The organism is Desulfocurvus thunnarius, from assembly GCF_055390965.1.
On the sequence record NZ_AP042411.1, the window covers coordinates 3,099,632 to 3,115,540 of the forward strand.

The 15,909-nt window shown below is 71.8% G+C and carries 14 protein-coding genes; all 14 read right to left on the reverse strand.

What is annotated here, in order from left to right:
• Positions 1-76 precede the first annotated feature (76 nt).
• Entirely contained in the window at positions 77-1,774 is a 1,698-nt protein-coding gene (gene recJ, locus ACZ5KV_RS13630) for a single-stranded-DNA-specific exonuclease RecJ (protein ID WP_464239837.1), read from the reverse strand.
• Positions 1,775-1,849: 75 nt separating this feature from the next.
• Complete coding sequence (locus ACZ5KV_RS13635) at positions 1,850-2,803, reverse strand: tetratricopeptide repeat protein (RefSeq protein ID WP_464239838.1); 954 nt, start codon at positions 2,801-2,803, stop codon at positions 1,850-1,852.
• A 20-nt stretch (positions 2,804-2,823) separates the two neighbouring features.
• Positions 2,824-3,513, reverse strand: coding sequence for an orotidine-5'-phosphate decarboxylase (gene pyrF / locus ACZ5KV_RS13640; RefSeq protein WP_464239839.1), 690 nt, complete (start codon positions 3,511-3,513; stop codon positions 2,824-2,826).
• An 8-nt stretch (positions 3,514-3,521) separates the two neighbouring features.
• Complete coding sequence (gmk, locus tag ACZ5KV_RS13645) at positions 3,522-4,139, reverse strand: guanylate kinase (RefSeq protein ID WP_464239840.1); 618 nt, start codon at positions 4,137-4,139, stop codon at positions 3,522-3,524.
• Entirely contained in the window at positions 4,132-4,389 is a 258-nt protein-coding gene (locus ACZ5KV_RS13650; protein WP_464239841.1) for a DUF370 domain-containing protein, read from the reverse strand. The genes gmk and ACZ5KV_RS13650 overlap by 8 nt, the downstream gene beginning before the upstream one ends.
• Before the next feature lie 34 nt (positions 4,390-4,423).
• A complete protein-coding gene (locus tag ACZ5KV_RS13655; protein ID WP_464239842.1) occupies positions 4,424-5,305 on the reverse strand; it encodes a YicC/YloC family endoribonuclease in 882 nt (293 codons plus the stop codon).
• Positions 5,306-5,360: 55 nt separating this feature from the next.
• Complete coding sequence (locus tag ACZ5KV_RS13660; RefSeq protein ID WP_464239843.1) at positions 5,361-6,854, reverse strand: radical SAM protein; 1,494 nt, start codon at positions 6,852-6,854, stop codon at positions 5,361-5,363.
• Positions 6,855-6,856: 2 nt separating this feature from the next.
• Positions 6,857-7,927: a tRNA 2-thiouridine(34) synthase MnmA gene (gene mnmA / locus ACZ5KV_RS13665; protein ID WP_464239844.1), complete on the reverse strand. Its 1,071-nt coding sequence runs from the start codon at positions 7,925-7,927 to the stop codon at positions 6,857-6,859.
• A 136-nt stretch (positions 7,928-8,063) separates the two neighbouring features.
• On the reverse strand, positions 8,064-9,530 hold the full coding sequence (gene gatA, locus ACZ5KV_RS13670) for an Asp-tRNA(Asn)/Glu-tRNA(Gln) amidotransferase subunit GatA (RefSeq protein WP_464239845.1): 1,467 nt from the start codon (positions 9,528-9,530) through the stop codon (positions 8,064-8,066).
• A gap of 15 nt (positions 9,531-9,545) precedes the next feature.
• Positions 9,546-9,830 carry an Asp-tRNA(Asn)/Glu-tRNA(Gln) amidotransferase subunit GatC gene (gene gatC, locus ACZ5KV_RS13675; protein ID WP_464239846.1) on the reverse strand — a complete coding sequence of 95 codons (285 nt, stop codon included), beginning with the start codon at positions 9,828-9,830 and terminating at the stop codon, positions 9,546-9,548.
• 41 nt (positions 9,831-9,871) lie between these two features.
• The gene (locus ACZ5KV_RS13680; protein WP_464239847.1) at positions 9,872-11,980 is read right to left on the reverse strand and encodes a penicillin-binding protein activator; all 2,109 of its coding nucleotides are present in this window, start codon (positions 11,978-11,980) and stop codon (positions 9,872-9,874) included.
• Between the two features lie 132 nt (positions 11,981-12,112).
• A complete protein-coding gene (dnaK, locus tag ACZ5KV_RS13685) occupies positions 12,113-14,011 on the reverse strand; it encodes a molecular chaperone DnaK (RefSeq protein ID WP_464239848.1) in 1,899 nt (632 codons plus the stop codon).
• A gap of 255 nt (positions 14,012-14,266) precedes the next feature.
• Positions 14,267-14,854, reverse strand: coding sequence for a nucleotide exchange factor GrpE (locus ACZ5KV_RS13690; RefSeq protein ID WP_464239849.1), 588 nt, complete (start codon positions 14,852-14,854; stop codon positions 14,267-14,269).
• Between the two features lie 17 nt (positions 14,855-14,871).
• Entirely contained in the window at positions 14,872-15,894 is a 1,023-nt protein-coding gene (hrcA, locus tag ACZ5KV_RS13695) for a heat-inducible transcriptional repressor HrcA (protein ID WP_464239850.1), read from the reverse strand.
• Between the last annotated feature and the right edge of the window lie 15 nt (positions 15,895-15,909).

Here is a 15,909-nt window from a genome sequence, read left to right on the forward strand (position 1 = left end):
GGGCGGCCTTGGCCGCCCTTTTTGCGTCCCGCGCCGCCCGTGCCCGCGCTCTCGGGCGGGTGGCGCAGTTTGCGCGCTATGCCGTCCGCCAGTCCTTGATGAGCAGCTCGATGCTGGCCGTGCCCTGGTAGCGGTCGATCTTGGGGCTGAAGGCCACGCGGATGGTCTGGCCGCGCAGGCTCTGGGGCATGCGCCCGGCCATCCTCCAGGCCTTGGCCTGGAGGATGGTGCCGCTGCCCTGGTCCATGAGCGAGAGCTTCACGTGGTCCTTGCCGAACACGCGCAGGTCGCGGACCTTCACCGGCGGCGAGGTGAACACGGGCTCCGCGTTGGCCGGGCCGAAGGGCTGGAGCATTTCCAGCTCCTTCAGCAGGTCGAAGCCGATGTCCGCAAAGGGCAGCTCGGCGTCTACCAGCAGGGTCGGCGTCAGGGGCGCGGGGCCGCACTGGGCGGCCACGGCCTCGTGGAACGCTTCGCGCAGGGCGGCCAGGTTGCCGGGCGCCAGGGCCAGCCCGGCGGCCTGCTTGTGCCCGCCGAAGCGCTCCAGCAGGCCCGCGCAGGCGGCCAGCCCCTGGTGCAGGTCGAATTCGCGCGTGCTGCGCCCCGAACCCTTGAGCCTGCCGTCCTCCTCGCAGAGCACCAGGGTCGGCTTGTAGTAACGCTCCACCAGCCGTGAGGCCACGATGCCCACGATGCCCGGGTGCCAGTGCGGCGCGCAGAGCACGAGGCCCAGGCGGTCCTGAAACTGCCCGGCCTGGGTCAGGGCTTCGGTGAGGATGGCGTCCTCCTGGCCCCGGCGCTTGCTGTTCAGGGCGTCCAGCCGGGCGGCCAGGGGCCGGGCGGTTTCGTAGTCCGGCGCAAGGAGCAGGTCCAGGGCCGTCTGGGCGTGGTCCATGCGTCCGGCGGCGTTGATGCGCGGGGCCAGGGCGAAGCCCACCTGCCCGGCGCCCAGGGCCGCGCCCGGGGCGTGGCCGCTGGCTTCCTTGAGGGCGGCGATGCCCGGGCGGCGGGCTTTGGCGATGAGCAGCAGCCCGTTCTTGACCAGGATGCGGTTCTGCCCCTGCAGGCGCACCACGTCGGCCACCGTGCCCAGGGCCACGAGGTCCAGCAGGGGGCGCATGTCCACGGGCGGGCCGGGCAGCAGGCGGTTCAGGGCGGCCATGAGCAGGAAGGCCACGCCCACCCCGGCCAGATCCGGACAGGGGCAGGGGCCCAGGCGCGGGTTGACCACGCCGTCGGCCGGGGGCGGGCCTTCGGGGCCGGGCAGGTGGTGGTCGGTGACCACCACGGTCATGCCCAGCTCGCGGGCCCGGGCGATCTCGGCGTGGCTGGTGACGCCGCAGTCCACGGTCAGCAGCAGGTCCACGCCCTGGGCGGCCAGGGTCTCGATGCCCTCGCGGTTCAGGCCGTAGCCGTCGTCCACGCGGTGGGGCAGGAAATGGCTGGCCGAAAAACCCCGCCGGGCCAGGAAATCCGCGACCAGGGCCGTGGCCGTCACGCCGTCCACGTCGTAGTCGCCCCAGACGCACGGCGTGCGGCCCCCGGCCAGGGCTTCGGCCAGCACGGCGGCGGCCTCGGCCAGCCCCGGCAGGGTTTCGGGCGGGCTCAGGTGGCGCAGGCCGGGGCTCAGGTATTCGTCCATGGCGGTGGGGCTGTCCAGCCCGCGCCGCCACAGCAGCCGGGCGATAAGCGGGCTGATTTCCAGACGCCCGGCCCAGGCGGCGAGGTCGGCGGGCTCCGGAGGCGCGGGGCGGGTGATCCAGTTTTGGTCCATGGGCAATGGGGGAGGGCGGAGGCTGCGGGCGGGGCCGACATTCGGCCCGGGGCGGCGCCTGCGACGGCGCCCGGGCTAGAAATTCATGTCGTAGCTGGTGGAGGCGCTTTTCTTGGCTTTTTTGCGCGGCGCGGGCTGGGGCAGGGTCGCGCCGCTGATCTGGTTGCCGTGGATGTCCACCAGGTTTTTGTCCAGCAGGAACTTGCGGAACTGCTCGGCCTCGGCGAAGCCCGGGTTCAGCTCCAGGGCGCGGGTCAGGCTCTTGAAGGCCTGGGCGAAGAGTTCCTTTTCGTAGTAGACGCGGGCCACGTTGTAGTGCAGGTGCTCGTCGCGGTCCGAAAGCTCCATGGCCCGCTCGTAGTATTCCACGGACTGTTCGTACATCTTGTTCTTGCGCAGGTTGATGCCGAACTCGTTGAACAGGTGCTTGTGCTCGGGCTCGAAGGCCGCGTCGAGCTTTACCAGCCGCTCGAAGATGTCGTTGGCCCGCGTGTCGTCGCCGCGATCGAGGTAGGTCAGGCCCAGGCCGAAGTTGGCGCGGATGTTCTCCTCGTCGATGGACAGGGCGGAGTTGAACTCCATCTCGGCGCTGAAGGTCTCGCCCTTTTCGCGGTGCTTTTCGCCCTTGGCCACGGTGTCCGACAGCTCCTTCATCTTGGGGTAGACGGTGGAGATGTAGAACTCGGGCTCGGGGGAGAATTTTTCCAGAAAGTCTTCGGTGGGCACGCGGCGTTTGGGGCCGGAGGGCACGTAGTTCAGGTTCAGGGGCTGGATTTCGAGGTTGCCGTCGTCGAGCTGTTTGACGAACCAGAAGGACTTCTTGACCGTTTTGCGCGAGGTCGTGCCGGTGCCTACGCGCTGCACGGTCTGGGTCGAGAACACGCCGGAGATTTTCTCCTTGTGCTCGCCGCCCGCCTCGGCGCGCCGGGGCGCGGGCCCGCCCGTCGGGCCGCCCACGGGCGTGGCGCCGCCCTCCGGGGCAGCCGCGCCCACGGGGATGGGGGTGTCCTTGCTTGTGTCGTCTGTCATGGCGCCCAGTTTATGCCGAATTAACGCATTTGTTCAAGAAGAGAAAGGGCGGCCGCGCGGGGGTCGGCGGCGCGGGTTATGGGCCGTCCGGCGACCAGATAGTCCGCCCCGGCGGCCACGGCCATGGCCGGGGTGACCACGCGGCGCTGGTCGTCGTCGGCCCCGGCGGGGCGGATGCCGGGAGTCAGGCAGACGAACTCCGGCCCGCAGGCGGCCTTCACCGCCCGGGCCTCGAAACCCGAGCAGACCACCCCGTGCAGCCCGGCCTCGCGCGTGGCTCGGGCCAGATCGAGCACCAGGTCGGCCACCGTGCGCCCCGGGCCCAGGGGCAGGTCGCGCTCGTCCATGCTGGTCAGCACGGTCACGGCGAGCAGCAGCGGCGCGGCCCCGGGCGCGGCGGCCTCGTCCAGGCCCTGGCGCGCGGCCTGCATCATGCGCGCCCCGCCGCTGGCGTGGACGTTGAGCATGTCCGCCCCGGCGGCCACTGCGCTTCTCACGGCCCCGCGCACGGTGTTGGGAATATCCAGGAATTTCAGGTCCAGAAAGACCTTGAAGCCCATGCCCTTGAGGGCCGTCAGCACCGCCGGGCCCTGGGCGGTGTACAACTCCAGGCCGACCTTGACCCAGGTCACGGCGCCCGCGAGGCGGGCGGCCATGTCCAGGGCGGCGGGGGCGTCGGGCAGGTCCAGGGCGACGACGAGCTCTGCCATGGCGGACCTCAGCCGCGCGGGCCGTGGAGCACGGTCTCCAGCAGCCCGGGGTTCAGGGCCGGGCGCAGGCCCTCGGCCAGATACACGGCGCGCAGCCGGTCGTAGGCCGCGTCCAGGTCGTCGTTGACGATCCAGTAGTCGAAGTCCGGCGCGCAGGCCAGTTCGCCCGGGGCGTTGCCCAGCCGCTTGCGGATGACGGCCTCGTCGTCGCTGGCGCGGCCCAGCAGGCGGGCGCGCAGGGCGTCCAGGGACGGCGGCATGAGGAACACGTGGCAGCCGCCCATGCTGGCGCGCAACTGCGCCGCGCCCTGCACGTCGATGTCGAAGAGCACGTCCTGCCCGGCGGCGAGCATGTCGGCCAGGGCCTGGCGCGGGGTACCGTAGCAGTTGCCGTGGACCTCGGCCCACTCGGCGAAGAACCCGGCCTTGCGGCGGCGCTGGAATTCGTCGTGCTCCAGGAAATGGTAGTCCCGCCCGTCCACCTCGCCGGGGCGCGGGCTGCGGGTGGTGCAGGAGACGGAGTAGCCCAGGCGCGGGAACTCCGCGCGCAGCCGGGCGGTCAGCGTGCTCTTGCCCGTGCCCGAAGGCGCGCAGATGACCAGCATCAGCCCCAGGCGGCTACTCATCGTCGCCCTCCTGGCTGAAGCGCTGGCCGATGGTTTCGGCCTGGATGGCCGAGAGCACCACGTGGTTGGAGTCCGACACGATGATGGAGCGCGTCTTGCGGCCCTGAGTGGCGTCGATGAGCCGCCCGGCCTGGCGCGCGTCCTCGCGCAGGCGGCGCATGGGCGACGACGAGGGGTTGACGATGGCGATGACGCGGCTGGAGACCACGAAGTTGCCGAAGCCGATGTTGAGCAGTCCTGAACTTTTCATGTCCGTTCCTCGTGGGGGGGGCTGGCCCGGGGCGCTATTCGATGTTCTGCACCTGTTCGCGGCATTTTTCCAGTTCGGCCTTGAAGTCGACCACGATGCGGCTGACGGCGGTGTCCTGCGCCTTGTTGCCGCAGGTGTTGATCTCGCGAAAGCATTCCTGGAGCACGAAATCCAGGCGCTTGCCCGCGTCGGCACCCTCGTCCAGCACCGAGGCCAGGGTTTCCAGGTGCGCGCCCAGGCGGGTCAGTTCCTCGGACACGTCGAGCTTGTCCGAGAGCACGGCGATTTCCTGGAGCAGACGGTCCTGGTCCAGGTCGATGCGGTAGCGGTCGAGCATCTGCTGGATGCGCGCCTCCACGGCCTCGAAGCGTTCCAGCTTCACCTGCGGGGTGCGCTCGCGCAACTGGTCCAGCCATTCGCCCAGGCGGATCAGGCGGTGGGCCAGATCCTTGCGCAGGGCGGCGCCCTCGGCCAGGCGCGACTGGTCCCAGTCGTCCAGGGCGGCGCGCAGGCCGCGTTCCAGGCCCTCGGTCAGCTCGCGGGCGGGCTCGCCGCTGGTGTCGTCCCACAAAAAGCCCAGGCCCAGCAGGCGCGAGAAGTCGGGCTTGAAGGAATACTCCATGCGCCGGGCCAGACGCTCCACCTGCCCGAGCATGGCCTCGGCCAGGGGCTCGTTGAGCTGCATGCCCAAAAGCTCGGGCCGCGAAATTTGCAGGTTCAGGCCGATGTTGACCCGCCCGCGCGAGGCGACCTCGCGCACCACGCGCTCCAGGCGTGTTTCCAGGGAGCGGACGTTGGCGGGCAGGCGCCATTTGATGTCCAGGTGGCGGCCGTTGACGCTCCTGATTTCCCAGTCCTGGGCCCAGTCCTTGTCCTGAAGGATGAAGCGGCCGAATCCGGTCATGCTTTTCAACATGGGGTATCCTGTGGTTTGCCGCCGCAGGGGCGGGCGGAGTGTGCGCTGTGTCGGGTCAGGGCCGGGCCCCGGTCGTCTCGGCGGCGCCGGTGGGTTCCGCTGCCGGGGTCACGGTCAGTTCCGCGCCCCGGGCGGCCACGGGCCGGGCGCGCACGAGGGCGCGCGGGGCCGCGTCCGGCCCGTGGCCGTCCGGGCACGCCAGGCGGCAGGGCGTGAAATGCTCGCTGACGCCACGTTGCGGATCGCCGTATTCCAGAACAACGGCCACCTCGGGCAGGGCCGCCGCGCGGCGGGCGAAGGCCTGGCCGGCGGCGCGGGCCACGGCGCGCAGGGCCGTTGCCCGGGCGGTTTTTTCCGGGCCGGGCACCTGCCCGGGCAGGGTGGCCGCCGCTGTTCCCGGCCTCGGAGAATACGGGAAAACGTGTGCGTAGGAAAGGGGGAGTTTTGCGCAGCCAGCGAGCGTCTGGCGGAATTCAGCGTCCGTTTCGCCGGGAAATCCGGTCAGGATGTCCGCTCCCAGGCCGAAAACGGGCCAGATGCCGCCCAGGGCCGTCACGGCTTCGGCTACGCCCTCGGGGCCGTAGTGGCCCCGGCCCATGCGCCGCAGCACCGCCGGGGCGAGGCTTTGCAGGGACAGGTGCAGGTGCGGGCAGACCAGCCGCGCGGTGCCGAGCACGTCCAGCGCTTTGGGCCCGAGTTGGGCGGGGTCCAGCGAACTCAGGCGCAGCCGCGCGCGCCCTGCCCAGCGCGGGGCCAGGGCGGCGTCCACCTCCGCCAGCAGGTCCCAGAAATCGCGGCCCCGGCCCAGGCCGTACTGGCGCAGGTTCACTCCCGAAAGCACGGCCTCGCGCCAGCCCGCCGCGAACAGGGCGTCCACCTCGGCCGCCACGGCCCCGGGCTCGCGGCTCACGGGCCCGCCGCGCGTCAGCGGCACGATGCAGTACGCGCAGCGCTGGGAGCAGCCGTCCTGGACCATGACCACCGCCCGGGCCCGTGCGGCCCCGCGCACGGCAAAGGGCGGGAAGGCCCGGGGGGCGCCGGGCGTACCGGGGGCAAGGGGCGCGGGAGCCCCCGCCGGAGCGGAAAGAAATCGGCCGGGGGGGATGGAGGTTTCGGCCACGCCGGACGCACCGCATGCGCCGGGCGCGGCAGGGTCGGCGGAGACGAGGGCACCCGGGACGGAGGCCGACGGAGCGGGGGCTCCCGGCGCGGCGGGCGGCCCGGCCAGCAGTTCGGCCTTGCGCGCCTGGGGTACCACGGCCAGCCCCGGAAAGGCCCGGGCCAGCTCGGGCCCGTGGGCCTGGGCCGCGCAGCCCGTGAGCACCAGCCGGGCGGCGGGGTTCCGGCGCGCGAGCCTGCGCAGGGCCGCGCGCAGCCCGGCCACGGCCTTGGCCGTCACCGCGCAGGAGTTGACCAGGATCACTCCGGCCCGGGCCGGGTCGTCGGTTTCGGTCAGGCCCCTGGCGGTCCAGGCCTCGCGCAGGGCCTGGGTTTCGTACTGATTGATGCGGCAGCCCAGGGTCAGGCAGTGGAAGCGCTCGGCGGGCATGGTCAGGCGATGACCCCGCCCGCCAGCACGGCGCCGTCCGGCCCGTAGACCACGGCCACCTGCCCGGGCGCGGGCAGGGACTGGGGCTCAAGGAAAGTCAGGGTCATGCCGTCCGTCCGGTGCTCCACGGCCACGGGCTTGGCCCGCTGGCGGTAGCGCGTTTGGGCCGTCAGGGCCTGGGGCCAGGCCCCGGGCGGCACGAGGAGGTTGGCTCCGCGCGTGGTGCAGCCCCGGGCTTCGAGCAGCGGGCGCGGGCCCACCAGCAGGGTGTTGGCGGCCATGTCCTTGCCGATGACGTACAGCGGCTCGCTGTGGGCCACGCCGATGCCGCGCCGCTGGCCCAGGGTGTAGCGCCACAGGCCCTGGTGGCGCCCCACGCGGATGCCGCCGGGACCGTCGGGGCCGCAGGGCCCGTTGGGAAGGACAATGGGCCCCGGGCCCGGCAGGGCCACCCCGGCCCGCGCGGCGGCTTCGGGCAAAAAGGCGCAGTGGTCGTCACCGGGGATGAAGCAGATGTCCTGGCTTTCGGCGGCCTGGGCCGGAGCCAGCCCGCGCGCGGCCAGCCCGGCGCGCACGCGTTCCTTGGTCCAGGCGCCCAGGGGCAGCACGGCCCGGGCCAGGCGCTCCCGGGGCACCAGGGCCAGGAAGTAGCTCTGGTCCTTGCCGGGGTCGGCCCCGCGCAGCAGGCGCACGGCCTCGCCCCGGCCCTCCAGGCGGGCGTAGTGCCCGGTGGCCAGGGCGTCCGCGCCGCGTTCGCGCGCGGCGTCCAGCAGCAGGCCGAATTTCAGGGCCGGGTTGCAGCGGGCGCAGGGGTTGGGCGTCAGACCCGCCGCGTGGTCGCGCACGAAAGGCTCGACCACGAGGCGCCGGAAGGCGTCGGTCAGATCCACCTCGTGGAAGGGCACGTCCAGGGCACGGCAGATGGCGGCCAGGGCGCGCACCCCGGCCCGACGCGCCGGGTCCGGCGGCAGGAAATGGCCGTGCACGGCCATGACCCGCTCCCCGGCCTCGCGCAGCAGGGCCAGGGCGAAGGTGCTGTCCGTGCCGCCGCTGACGGCCACCGCGATGGTCATGGGCGGGCGTCCTCCGGCGCGGGGGCCGCGTTTGCAGAACACCGGCGGGCGTTCTGCGGATGAAGAGACCGGTTTTTCAAGGGCTGCAACAGGGGCACACGATGCAGGGGCGTCGCCGCCGCTCGCGGGCGCGGCCCTAGAGCCCAGCCGGGGCAGGCAGGGGGCCCAGGGCGCGTTCCAGCACACCCGCCACGGCCAGCAGCCCGGCCTCGCCGAAGGCCGGGCCCAGCAATTGCAGGCCCACGGGCAGGCCGCTGTCCGCACCCAGGCCCACGGGCAGGCTCAGGCCCGGCAGCCCCGCGAGGTTCAGGCTGATGGTGAAAATGTCCATGAGGTACATCTGCACGGGGTCGGCGTCCATGGCGCCCAGGGGCCACGCCGTCACCGGCGACACCGGGCCGCAGAGCACGTCGCACCGCTTCAGGGCCTCGGCGAAGTCGCGGCGGATGAGGCGACGGACCTGGGCGGCCTTGCGGTAGTAGGCGTCGTAATAGCCCGCCGAGAGCACATAGGTGCCGACCATGATCCGGCGCTGGACCTCCTGGCCGAAACCCCGGCTGCGCGAGCGCACGTACATGTCCAGCAGTTCGCGGGCGTCCTTGTCGCGCAGGCCGTAGCGCACGCCGTCGAAGCGCGCGAGGTTCGAGCTGGCCTCGGCCATGGCGATGATATAGTAGGCCGCCACGGCGTAGGGCGTGTGCGGCAGGTCCACGGGCACCAGGGTCGCGCCCTGGGCCGTGGCGGCGTCCAGGGCGGCGCGGCAGGCGGCCTCCACCTCGGGGGCCAGCCCCTGGCCCCAGTACTCGCGGGGCACGCCGATGCGCAGCCCGGCGAGGTCGCCGCGCGCGGCCATGGCCGCCAGGGTGTCGGGCACCGGGGTGTCCACGCTGGTGGAGTCCTGGGCGTCGAACCCGGCAATGGCCTGGAAGAGCAGGGCCGTGTCCCGCACCGTGCGGGCCATGGGGCCGATCTGGTCCAGGCTTGAGCCGTAGGCCACGCAGCCCCAGCGCGACACGCGGCCGTAGGTCGGCTTGAGGCCCACACAGCCGCAGAACGATGCGGGCTGGCGGATGGAGCCGCCGGTGTCCGTGCCCAGGGCGGCGAAGCACTGGCCCGCGGCCACGGCCGCCGCCGAGCCGCCGCTGGAGCCGCCGGGCACGCGTGTGGTGTCCCAGGGGTTGGCCGTGGGGCCGAAGGCCGATTTTTCGGTGCTGGAGCCCATGGCGAACTCGTCCATGTTCGTCTTGCCGACGATGACCGCCCCGGCCTCGCGCAGCCTGCGGACCACGAAGGCGTCGTAGCAGGGCTCGAAATGTTCGAGGATGCGCGAGCCGCAGGTGGTCGGCAGGCCCTTGACGGCAATGACGTCCTTCACGGCGACGGGCACGCCCCACAGGGGCCGCGCGGGGTCGGGGCCCCGGGCGTCCAGGGCCCGGGCCTCGGCCAGGGCCTGTTCCCCGGCCACGGTGACGAAGGCGTGGACTTTGGGCTCCACGGCGGCGATGCGTTCCAGGGTGGCGGCGGTGGCGGCCTCGGCGCTGACGCTCCCGGCGGCCAACGCCTCGCGGACCCCGGCCAGGGTCATGGTATGCAGGTCGGACATGGGCGGCTCCCGCGGCTAGACGATCTTGGGGACGACGAAGTGGGCGCCGTCGGTTTCCGGGGCCGAGGCCAGCAACTCTTCGCGGGAGTATGTGCTTTCGGCCTTGTCCTCGCGCAGGCGGGTGGGGCCGTCCACGGGGGAATACAGCGGCTCCACGCCCGTGGTGTCCACCTGGCCGAGCAGGGCCATGTAGTCGAGAATGTCGTTGAACTGCGCGGCAAAGGCGTCCAGGTGGTCCTGGTCGATGCCCAGGCGCGCCAGGGCGGCGATGTGCGCGACCTCTTGGGGGCTGACTTTCATGGGGGTCTCTCCTCGGGGCGGGGCGGCCCGGCGGGCCTGGATCACTGCGCGCGCTGCCGTTCCAGCAGGTCGTGCAGGCGTTGGTTCACTTCCTGGTTCTCGGGGTCGGCCTGCTGCATGCGGCGCAGGGTCTCGATCTCGTTCTTCTGGCGCAGGGAGCCCACGCGCTCGTCGTGGCGCACGCGCACGCGCTCCAGGCGTGTGGCCAGCCCGGCGGGGTCCACGGGCTCGAAGCCGCCCGGGGCGGGCTGGAACAGGAACAGCTCCTGGCTGCCGCGGCCCGCGTCGTCCCAGTGCATGGGCGCCATGCTCCAGGGCACGTCGGCGGCTGCGGCCAGGGCGTCGTTGACCGCGCGCGGGGTCCAGGCGGCGGGCAGGGGCGTCACGGCCTGGGCCAACTGGATGAAGTCGTAGCCCAGGGCGACCCACAGGTCGGGCGCGCCCAGGCCGTCGGCGCGCATGGCCTCGTGCAGCGCCCGGGCGCCGGGGGCCGGGTTGGCCGCCCACCACGCCCCGGGGAACACCGCCAGCCGGAAATAGTTCATCTCCACGCCGGGATCCTGCTCCAGGCCCTGGGCCCACAGGGCCGGACCCAGCAACAGCAGCCGGTCTTCGTCGTAGAAGAAGAATTGCGGCGCCAGCACCCGCGCCTGGGACCAGCCGTCCGGCAGGAACACGGCCTGGAAGGCGGGCCGGGGCGGCAGGCGCTTGTCCTTGGGCGCGCGGGTGTTCACGCCGAGCAGCCCGGCCACGGAGGCGCTCCAGCGGGTGGGGTCGTCGCCGGGGTAGGAGCCCGTGGCCGTGACCTCGGCCTGCCGGGCGGCGGCCTCCTGGGCGAAGACCTGGGCGTAGCGCTGGCCGAAGGCCTCGTCGGGCGCGAGCACCGCATGGTTGCGGATGCCCAGGGTTCCGGCGGACAGGCCGACCAGGGCGCGGGCCTGATCCTCCACGCTGCTGAAGAAACGCCAGGCGTCCCGGCCTTCCTCGGCGCCTTCCAGGCGCGGCAGGAAGGCGAACACCGGGCGGCGGGCCAGAAGGTTCCGGCCCTCCAGTTCGTGCAGGCGCTCCAGTTGCAGCGGTCCGCCCATGAGCGTGCAGTCCGCCGGCAGGGCGGCCACTTCATCCAGCCAGCCGGGGGCGTCGGTGTTCAGCACCTGCACGCTCATCTGCCCGCCCTGGGAGAGGATGTTCCACTGGGCCGCGCCCGCCCCGCGCAGGACCTTCCAGCCGATTTCGGCGAAGGGGCCGGACAGGGGCAGGGCCAGGGCCACGCCGCCCGAGGGCAGGCCGAAGCGCGAGCGCAGCGGCGTCAGCACGCCGCCGACCAGGGTTCTGTCGGCCACCTCGCCCTTGCGCGAGATGCCCGAGAGGATGTGCCACGCCGTGGGCCAGTTCTTTTCCTGCAAGCCCAGGCGCCGGGCCTGCTCCAGGCGCACGATGGTGTAGGGGAAGTTCCATTGCGACTCCACGGGCGTCAGGCGCACCAGATCGGCCAGGGTCGCGTCGTCCAGAGCCTGAAGCTCGGCCAGCAGCCCGGCTTCGAGCTGCCCGCGCGGCAGGGGCGAGGGCTCGGGGGAGTCGGCGTACAGCCGCTCCAGGATGCGCATGGCCTGCTCGTAGCGCCGCTCGGACCACAGGTCGCGCGCGACGGACAGCCCGGCGCGCAGGCGCAGGTCCCACGGGCGGGCGGGGTCGTGCAGCAGGGATTCCAGGTGCGCCCGGGCCTGATCCGGCTTGCCGGAGCGCAGCAGCAGGTCGATGGTGGCGCGGTTGTAGTCCCAGGAGTCGAGGGCCCGGGCGTCCAGGCGCACGAGGCTGTCCAGGGCCTGGCGCGCGGTGTCCAGGTGGCCCTGGGCCAGGGCGCTGTCGGCCAGCCGCTGCCAGGCCTCGGCCTCGGCCTCGGGCGCCAGGCCGCCGCGTTGCAGCAGGCCGGCATAAAGATTTTCGCTGGTGGCGTGGTCGCCGTCCTCGAAGGCCTGGGCGGCGCGGGCTTCCACGTCGCGCACGGGGACGCCGCTCTGGGCGTCGGGGGTGCGGGCCAGGGGCGGCTTGACCACGCAGCCCGCCAGCAGCGCCAGGGCCAGCAGCAGGCCGCACAGGGCGACGAAAGGCAGAGGGCGCGGGGCCCGGAGGGTCGGCTCGGATGTCATGGCTTCATGAAACGTCGAGCGGCCGGCGGGCCGCCCGGTTGAGGATGCAAAATGGCCTGCCCGCCACGCAGGCGGACAGGCCAAGCTATCCATGTTCCGGCCCAAAGGCAAGCCTTGCCGGCCGCCCGGGGGTTAGACTTCCTTGTAGTCGGCGTCGACCACGTCGTCGTCGTCCTTCTTGCGCCCGGCCTGCTGCTCGGGGCCGCCGGGCTGCTCGGCGCCGGGCTGGGCCTGCTGCTGGTAGAGCTTCTCGGCCAGCTTGTGCGAGGCCTGGGCCAGTTCGCCGGTGGCCTTCTCGATGGCCTCGGCGTCGCCGCTGTCCATGACGCCCTTGAGGGCCTCCACCTTGGCCTCGATGTCGGCCTTGGTGGCCGCGTCGAGCTTGTCGCCCAGGTCGCGGATGGACTTTTCGGTGGTGTAGATCAGCGTGTCGGCCTGGTTGCGAATCTCGATGAGCTTCTGCTTCTTCTTGTCCTCGTCCGCGTGGGCCTCGGCCTCCTTGACCAGCCGCTGGATGTCGGCGTCGGACAGGCCCGAGGACGCGGTGATGCGGATGGATTGCTCCTTGCCGGTGCCCATGTCCTTGGCCGAGACGTTGACGATGCCGTTGGCGTCGATGTCGAAGCTGACCTCGACCTGCGGCAGGCCGCGCGGCGCCGGGGGGATGCCCGTCAGCTCGAAGCGGCCCAGGGTCATGTTGTCCGAAGCCATGGGGCGCTCGCCCTGAAGCACGTGGATGGACACGCTGGGCTGGTTGTCCGCCGCCGTGGTGAACACCTGGCTCTTGCGCGTGGGGATGGTCGTGTTGCGGTCGATGAGCTTGGTGAACACGCCGCCCAGGGTTTCGATGCCCAGGGAGAGCGGGGTCACGTCGAGCAGCAGCACGTCCTTCACGTCGCCGGCCAGGATGCCGCCCTGGATGGAGGCGCCCATGGCCACCACCTCGTCGGGGTTCACCGAGCGGTTGGGCTCCTTGCCGAAGAGCTGGGCCACCTTCTGCTGCACCAGGGGCATGCGCGTCATGCCGCCCACGAGCACGACCTCGTCGATGTCCGCCGCCGAGAGCCCGGCGTCGGCCAGGGCCTTCTTGCAGGGCGCCACGGTGCGCTCGACCAGATCCTCGACCAGCTTCTCCAGCTTGCCGCGCGAGATTTTGACCAGCATGTGCTTGGGGCCGGTCTGGTCGGCGGTGATGAAGGGCAGGTTGACCTCGGTCTCCTGCGCGGTGGACAATTCCTTCTTGGCCTTTTCGGCGGCCTCCTTGAGGCGCTGCAGGGCCATGCGGTCGGCGGACAGGTCGATGCCGTTCTCGCGCTTGAACTCGCCCACGAGGTAGTCGATGACGCGGTGGTCGAAGTCCTCGCCGCCCAGGAAGGTGTCGCCGTTGGTGGCGCGCACTTCCACGACGTTGTCGCCCACCTCGAGGATGGAAATGTCGAAGGTGCCGCCGCCCAGGTCGAACACGGCGATCTTCTCGTTGGCCTTCTTGTCGAAGCCGTAGGCCAGCGACGCCGCCGTGGGCTCGTTGATGATGCGCTTCACGTCCAGGCCCGCGATGCGGCCCGCGTCCTTGGTGGCCTGGCGCTGGGAGTCGTTGAAGTACGCCGGAACGGTGATGACCGCCTCGGTGACCTTCTCGCCCAGGTAGGCTTCGGCGTCGGCCTTGAGCTTTTGCAGGATCATGGCCGAAATCTCGGCCGGGCTGTAGGTCTTGCCCGCGATCTCCACGTAGGTCTCGCCGTTGGAGTGCTTGACCAGCCTGTAGGGGCAGGAGCCCTTCCACTTGGCGATTTCGGGCTCGTCGAAGCCGCGGCCCATGAGGCGCTTGATGGCGAAGACGGTTTTTTCCGGGTTGGTCACGGCCTGACGCTTGGCCAGGTCGCCCACCAGGCGTTCCTTGTCGGTGAACGCCACGATGGACGGCGTGGTGCGGCCGCCTTCGGGGTTGGTGATGCACTTCGGGTCCTTGCCTTCCATGATGTAGACACAGGAGTTGGTGGTCCCGAGGTCGATGCCGATGATCTTGCCCATGCTGCTCCTCCTGAATGCGAAATATCGTTTGGTCAATCGAAAGCGCGGCTGGGGGCCGCGCCGCTGTGTGCTGGCTTGGAAGTAAGACCGTGGCCGGGGTTGTAAAGGGGAGGGTGCAACTTTTTTCACCTCTTCCGGCCGGAACGTGGCCCGGGACGGCGCCCGGGACGGGCCTTCCCGCCAGCCGGGCGCGGAAAAGGCCGGACGCCCGGGGCGCCCGGCCTTGCGGAGCACGGGGGGAGGGCCGCGCGCAGGCTATTGCCCGGCGCTGACCATGACCTTGGCCGGACGCAGCAGGCGGCCGTTCAGCTTGTAGCCGCGCTGGAGCACGCGGGTGACCACGCCGGGGGGCAGGTCGTCGCGCTGGTCCTGCCCGACGGCCTCGTGCAGCTCGGGGGTGAACTCGACCCCGGCCTCGCCCACAGGCACGAGCCCGTTGCCCGCCAGGGCGTCGAGCAGGGCCTTGCGGGTCATGTCCACGCCCAGGACGAAGTTCTTGGACGCCGCGTCCTGCGGGGCGTGGTTCAGGGCCAGGTCGAGGTTGTCCAGGGCGGGCAGCAGGTCGGCCAGCACCTTCTCGGAGGCGTACTTGCGGTATTCCTCCTTTTCGCGTTCCAGGCGCTTGCGGGTGTTGTCCAGCTCGGCCAGGGCGCGCAGGCGGTCGTCCTCGGCCTGGGCGCCCACGGGGCACGCCGGGCAGAGGCGGTCGCGGCACAGGGCCTGCAATTCGTCGTCGGTGAGCTCCAGTTCCATCGGAGCGGCGGCGTTTGCGGCTTCGGAGGTCTCGTCCATGGCGGTGTCCGGGCCCTCCACGGCGGGGTCCTGTCTGCTGTCCTTCATCATTGCGAAAGAGTCCTTTGTCAGTAGCGGGTTTCGAGCAGTTCGGTGAGCATGCGCGCGGTGAAGTCCACCACGGGCACGACCTTGGCGTAGTCCATGCGCATGGGGCCGATGACGCCGATGACGCCCCGGGCCGCGCCCGAGCCGCCGTAGGGCGCGCAGACCAGCCCATAGTCCCCGGTGCCGGGTTCGGCGGCGGTGAAGCCGATGCGCGGGCCCGCGGCCTCCATGGTGCGTTCCAGCAGCTCCAGCAGGCGTTTCTTGTCGTCGAGCATGCGCAGCAGTTCGCGCATGGCCTGCACGTCGGAAAATTCGGGCTGGCCCAGCAGGTGCAGGGCGCCGTCGCAGAACAGGTCGCGCTCGCCCTCGGCGGCGAAGGCGTCGCGGGCCAGGGTCAGGGCCCGGGTGTAGCTGCGCAGGCGGCGGCGGGCGCCGCCCAGTTCGGCCAGGATGCGCGCCCGCGCCTGGGACAGGGTCTGCCCCGCGTAGTGGTGGTTCAGGTAGTTGCCGTAGGCCGTGAGGTCGTCGCGGGTGATGGCCTCGTCCACCTCCACCAGCCGGTTCTGGACCACCCCGCCCTCCAGCACGAGCACGGCCATGGCCGTGCGCTGGCGCACGAGCACGAAGTCGATGCTTTTCCAGCGCACGTCGTTGCCGCCCGGCGCGAGGACCATGCCCATCTGCCGCGCGTGGGCCGAGAGCAGCCGCGAGCAGTGGCGCAGCACGGCCGTCAGTTCCGCGCCCGCGCTGCCCAGGCCGTCGCGGATGTCGCGCTGCTCGTTGTCGGGCAGAACCCTGGGGGCCGGGGCGCAGGTGAAGCAGTGGGCAAAGGCCTTGGGGGTGGGCACGCGCCCGGCGGAGGTGTGCGGCTGCTCCAGATAGCCCGCCTCGGCCAGCTCGGCCATGGTCGTGCGCATGCTGGCGGAAGACAGGCTCAGGCCGCTGGCTTCGGACACCGCGCGCGAGCCCACGGGGCGGGCCGTGCCGATGTAGGCCTCCACGATGGTCGTCAGGACCGTGTGCTGTCTGGGCGTAAGCTGCATGGGCCGGGCCCTTCC

Bases quoted from the DNA above. Each gene is read 5' to 3' on its own strand.
- recJ (WP_464239837.1), bottom strand. From the start codon at position 1,774: ATGGACCAAAACTGGATCACCCGCCCCGCGCCTCCGGAGCCCGCCGAC.
- ACZ5KV_RS13635 (WP_464239838.1), bottom strand. From the start codon at position 2,803: ATGACAGACGACACAAGCAAGGACACCCCCATCCCCGTGGGCGCGGCT.
- pyrF (WP_464239839.1), bottom strand. From the start codon at position 3,513: ATGGCAGAGCTCGTCGTCGCCCTGGACCTGCCCGACGCCCCCGCCGCC.
- gmk (WP_464239840.1), bottom strand. From the start codon at position 4,139: ATGAGTAGCCGCCTGGGGCTGATGCTGGTCATCTGCGCGCCTTCGGGC.
- ACZ5KV_RS13650 (WP_464239841.1), bottom strand. From the start codon at position 4,389: ATGAAAAGTTCAGGACTGCTCAACATCGGCTTCGGCAACTTCGTGGTC.
- ACZ5KV_RS13655 (WP_464239842.1), bottom strand. From the start codon at position 5,305: ATGTTGAAAAGCATGACCGGATTCGGCCGCTTCATCCTTCAGGACAAG.
- ACZ5KV_RS13660 (WP_464239843.1), bottom strand. From the start codon at position 6,854: ATGCCCGCCGAGCGCTTCCACTGCCTGACCCTGGGCTGCCGCATCAAT.
- mnmA (WP_464239844.1), bottom strand. From the start codon at position 7,927: ATGACCATCGCGGTGGCCGTCAGCGGCGGCACGGACAGCACCTTCGCC.
- gatA (WP_464239845.1), bottom strand. From the start codon at position 9,530: ATGTCCGACCTGCATACCATGACCCTGGCCGGGGTCCGCGAGGCGTTG.
- gatC (WP_464239846.1), bottom strand. From the start codon at position 9,830: ATGAAAGTCAGCCCCCAAGAGGTCGCGCACATCGCCGCCCTGGCGCGC.
- ACZ5KV_RS13680 (WP_464239847.1), bottom strand. From the start codon at position 11,980: ATGACATCCGAGCCGACCCTCCGGGCCCCGCGCCCTCTGCCTTTCGTC.
- dnaK (WP_464239848.1), bottom strand. From the start codon at position 14,011: ATGGGCAAGATCATCGGCATCGACCTCGGGACCACCAACTCCTGTGTC.
- ACZ5KV_RS13690 (WP_464239849.1), bottom strand. From the start codon at position 14,854: ATGATGAAGGACAGCAGACAGGACCCCGCCGTGGAGGGCCCGGACACC.
- hrcA (WP_464239850.1), bottom strand. From the start codon at position 15,894: ATGCAGCTTACGCCCAGACAGCACACGGTCCTGACGACCATCGTGGAG.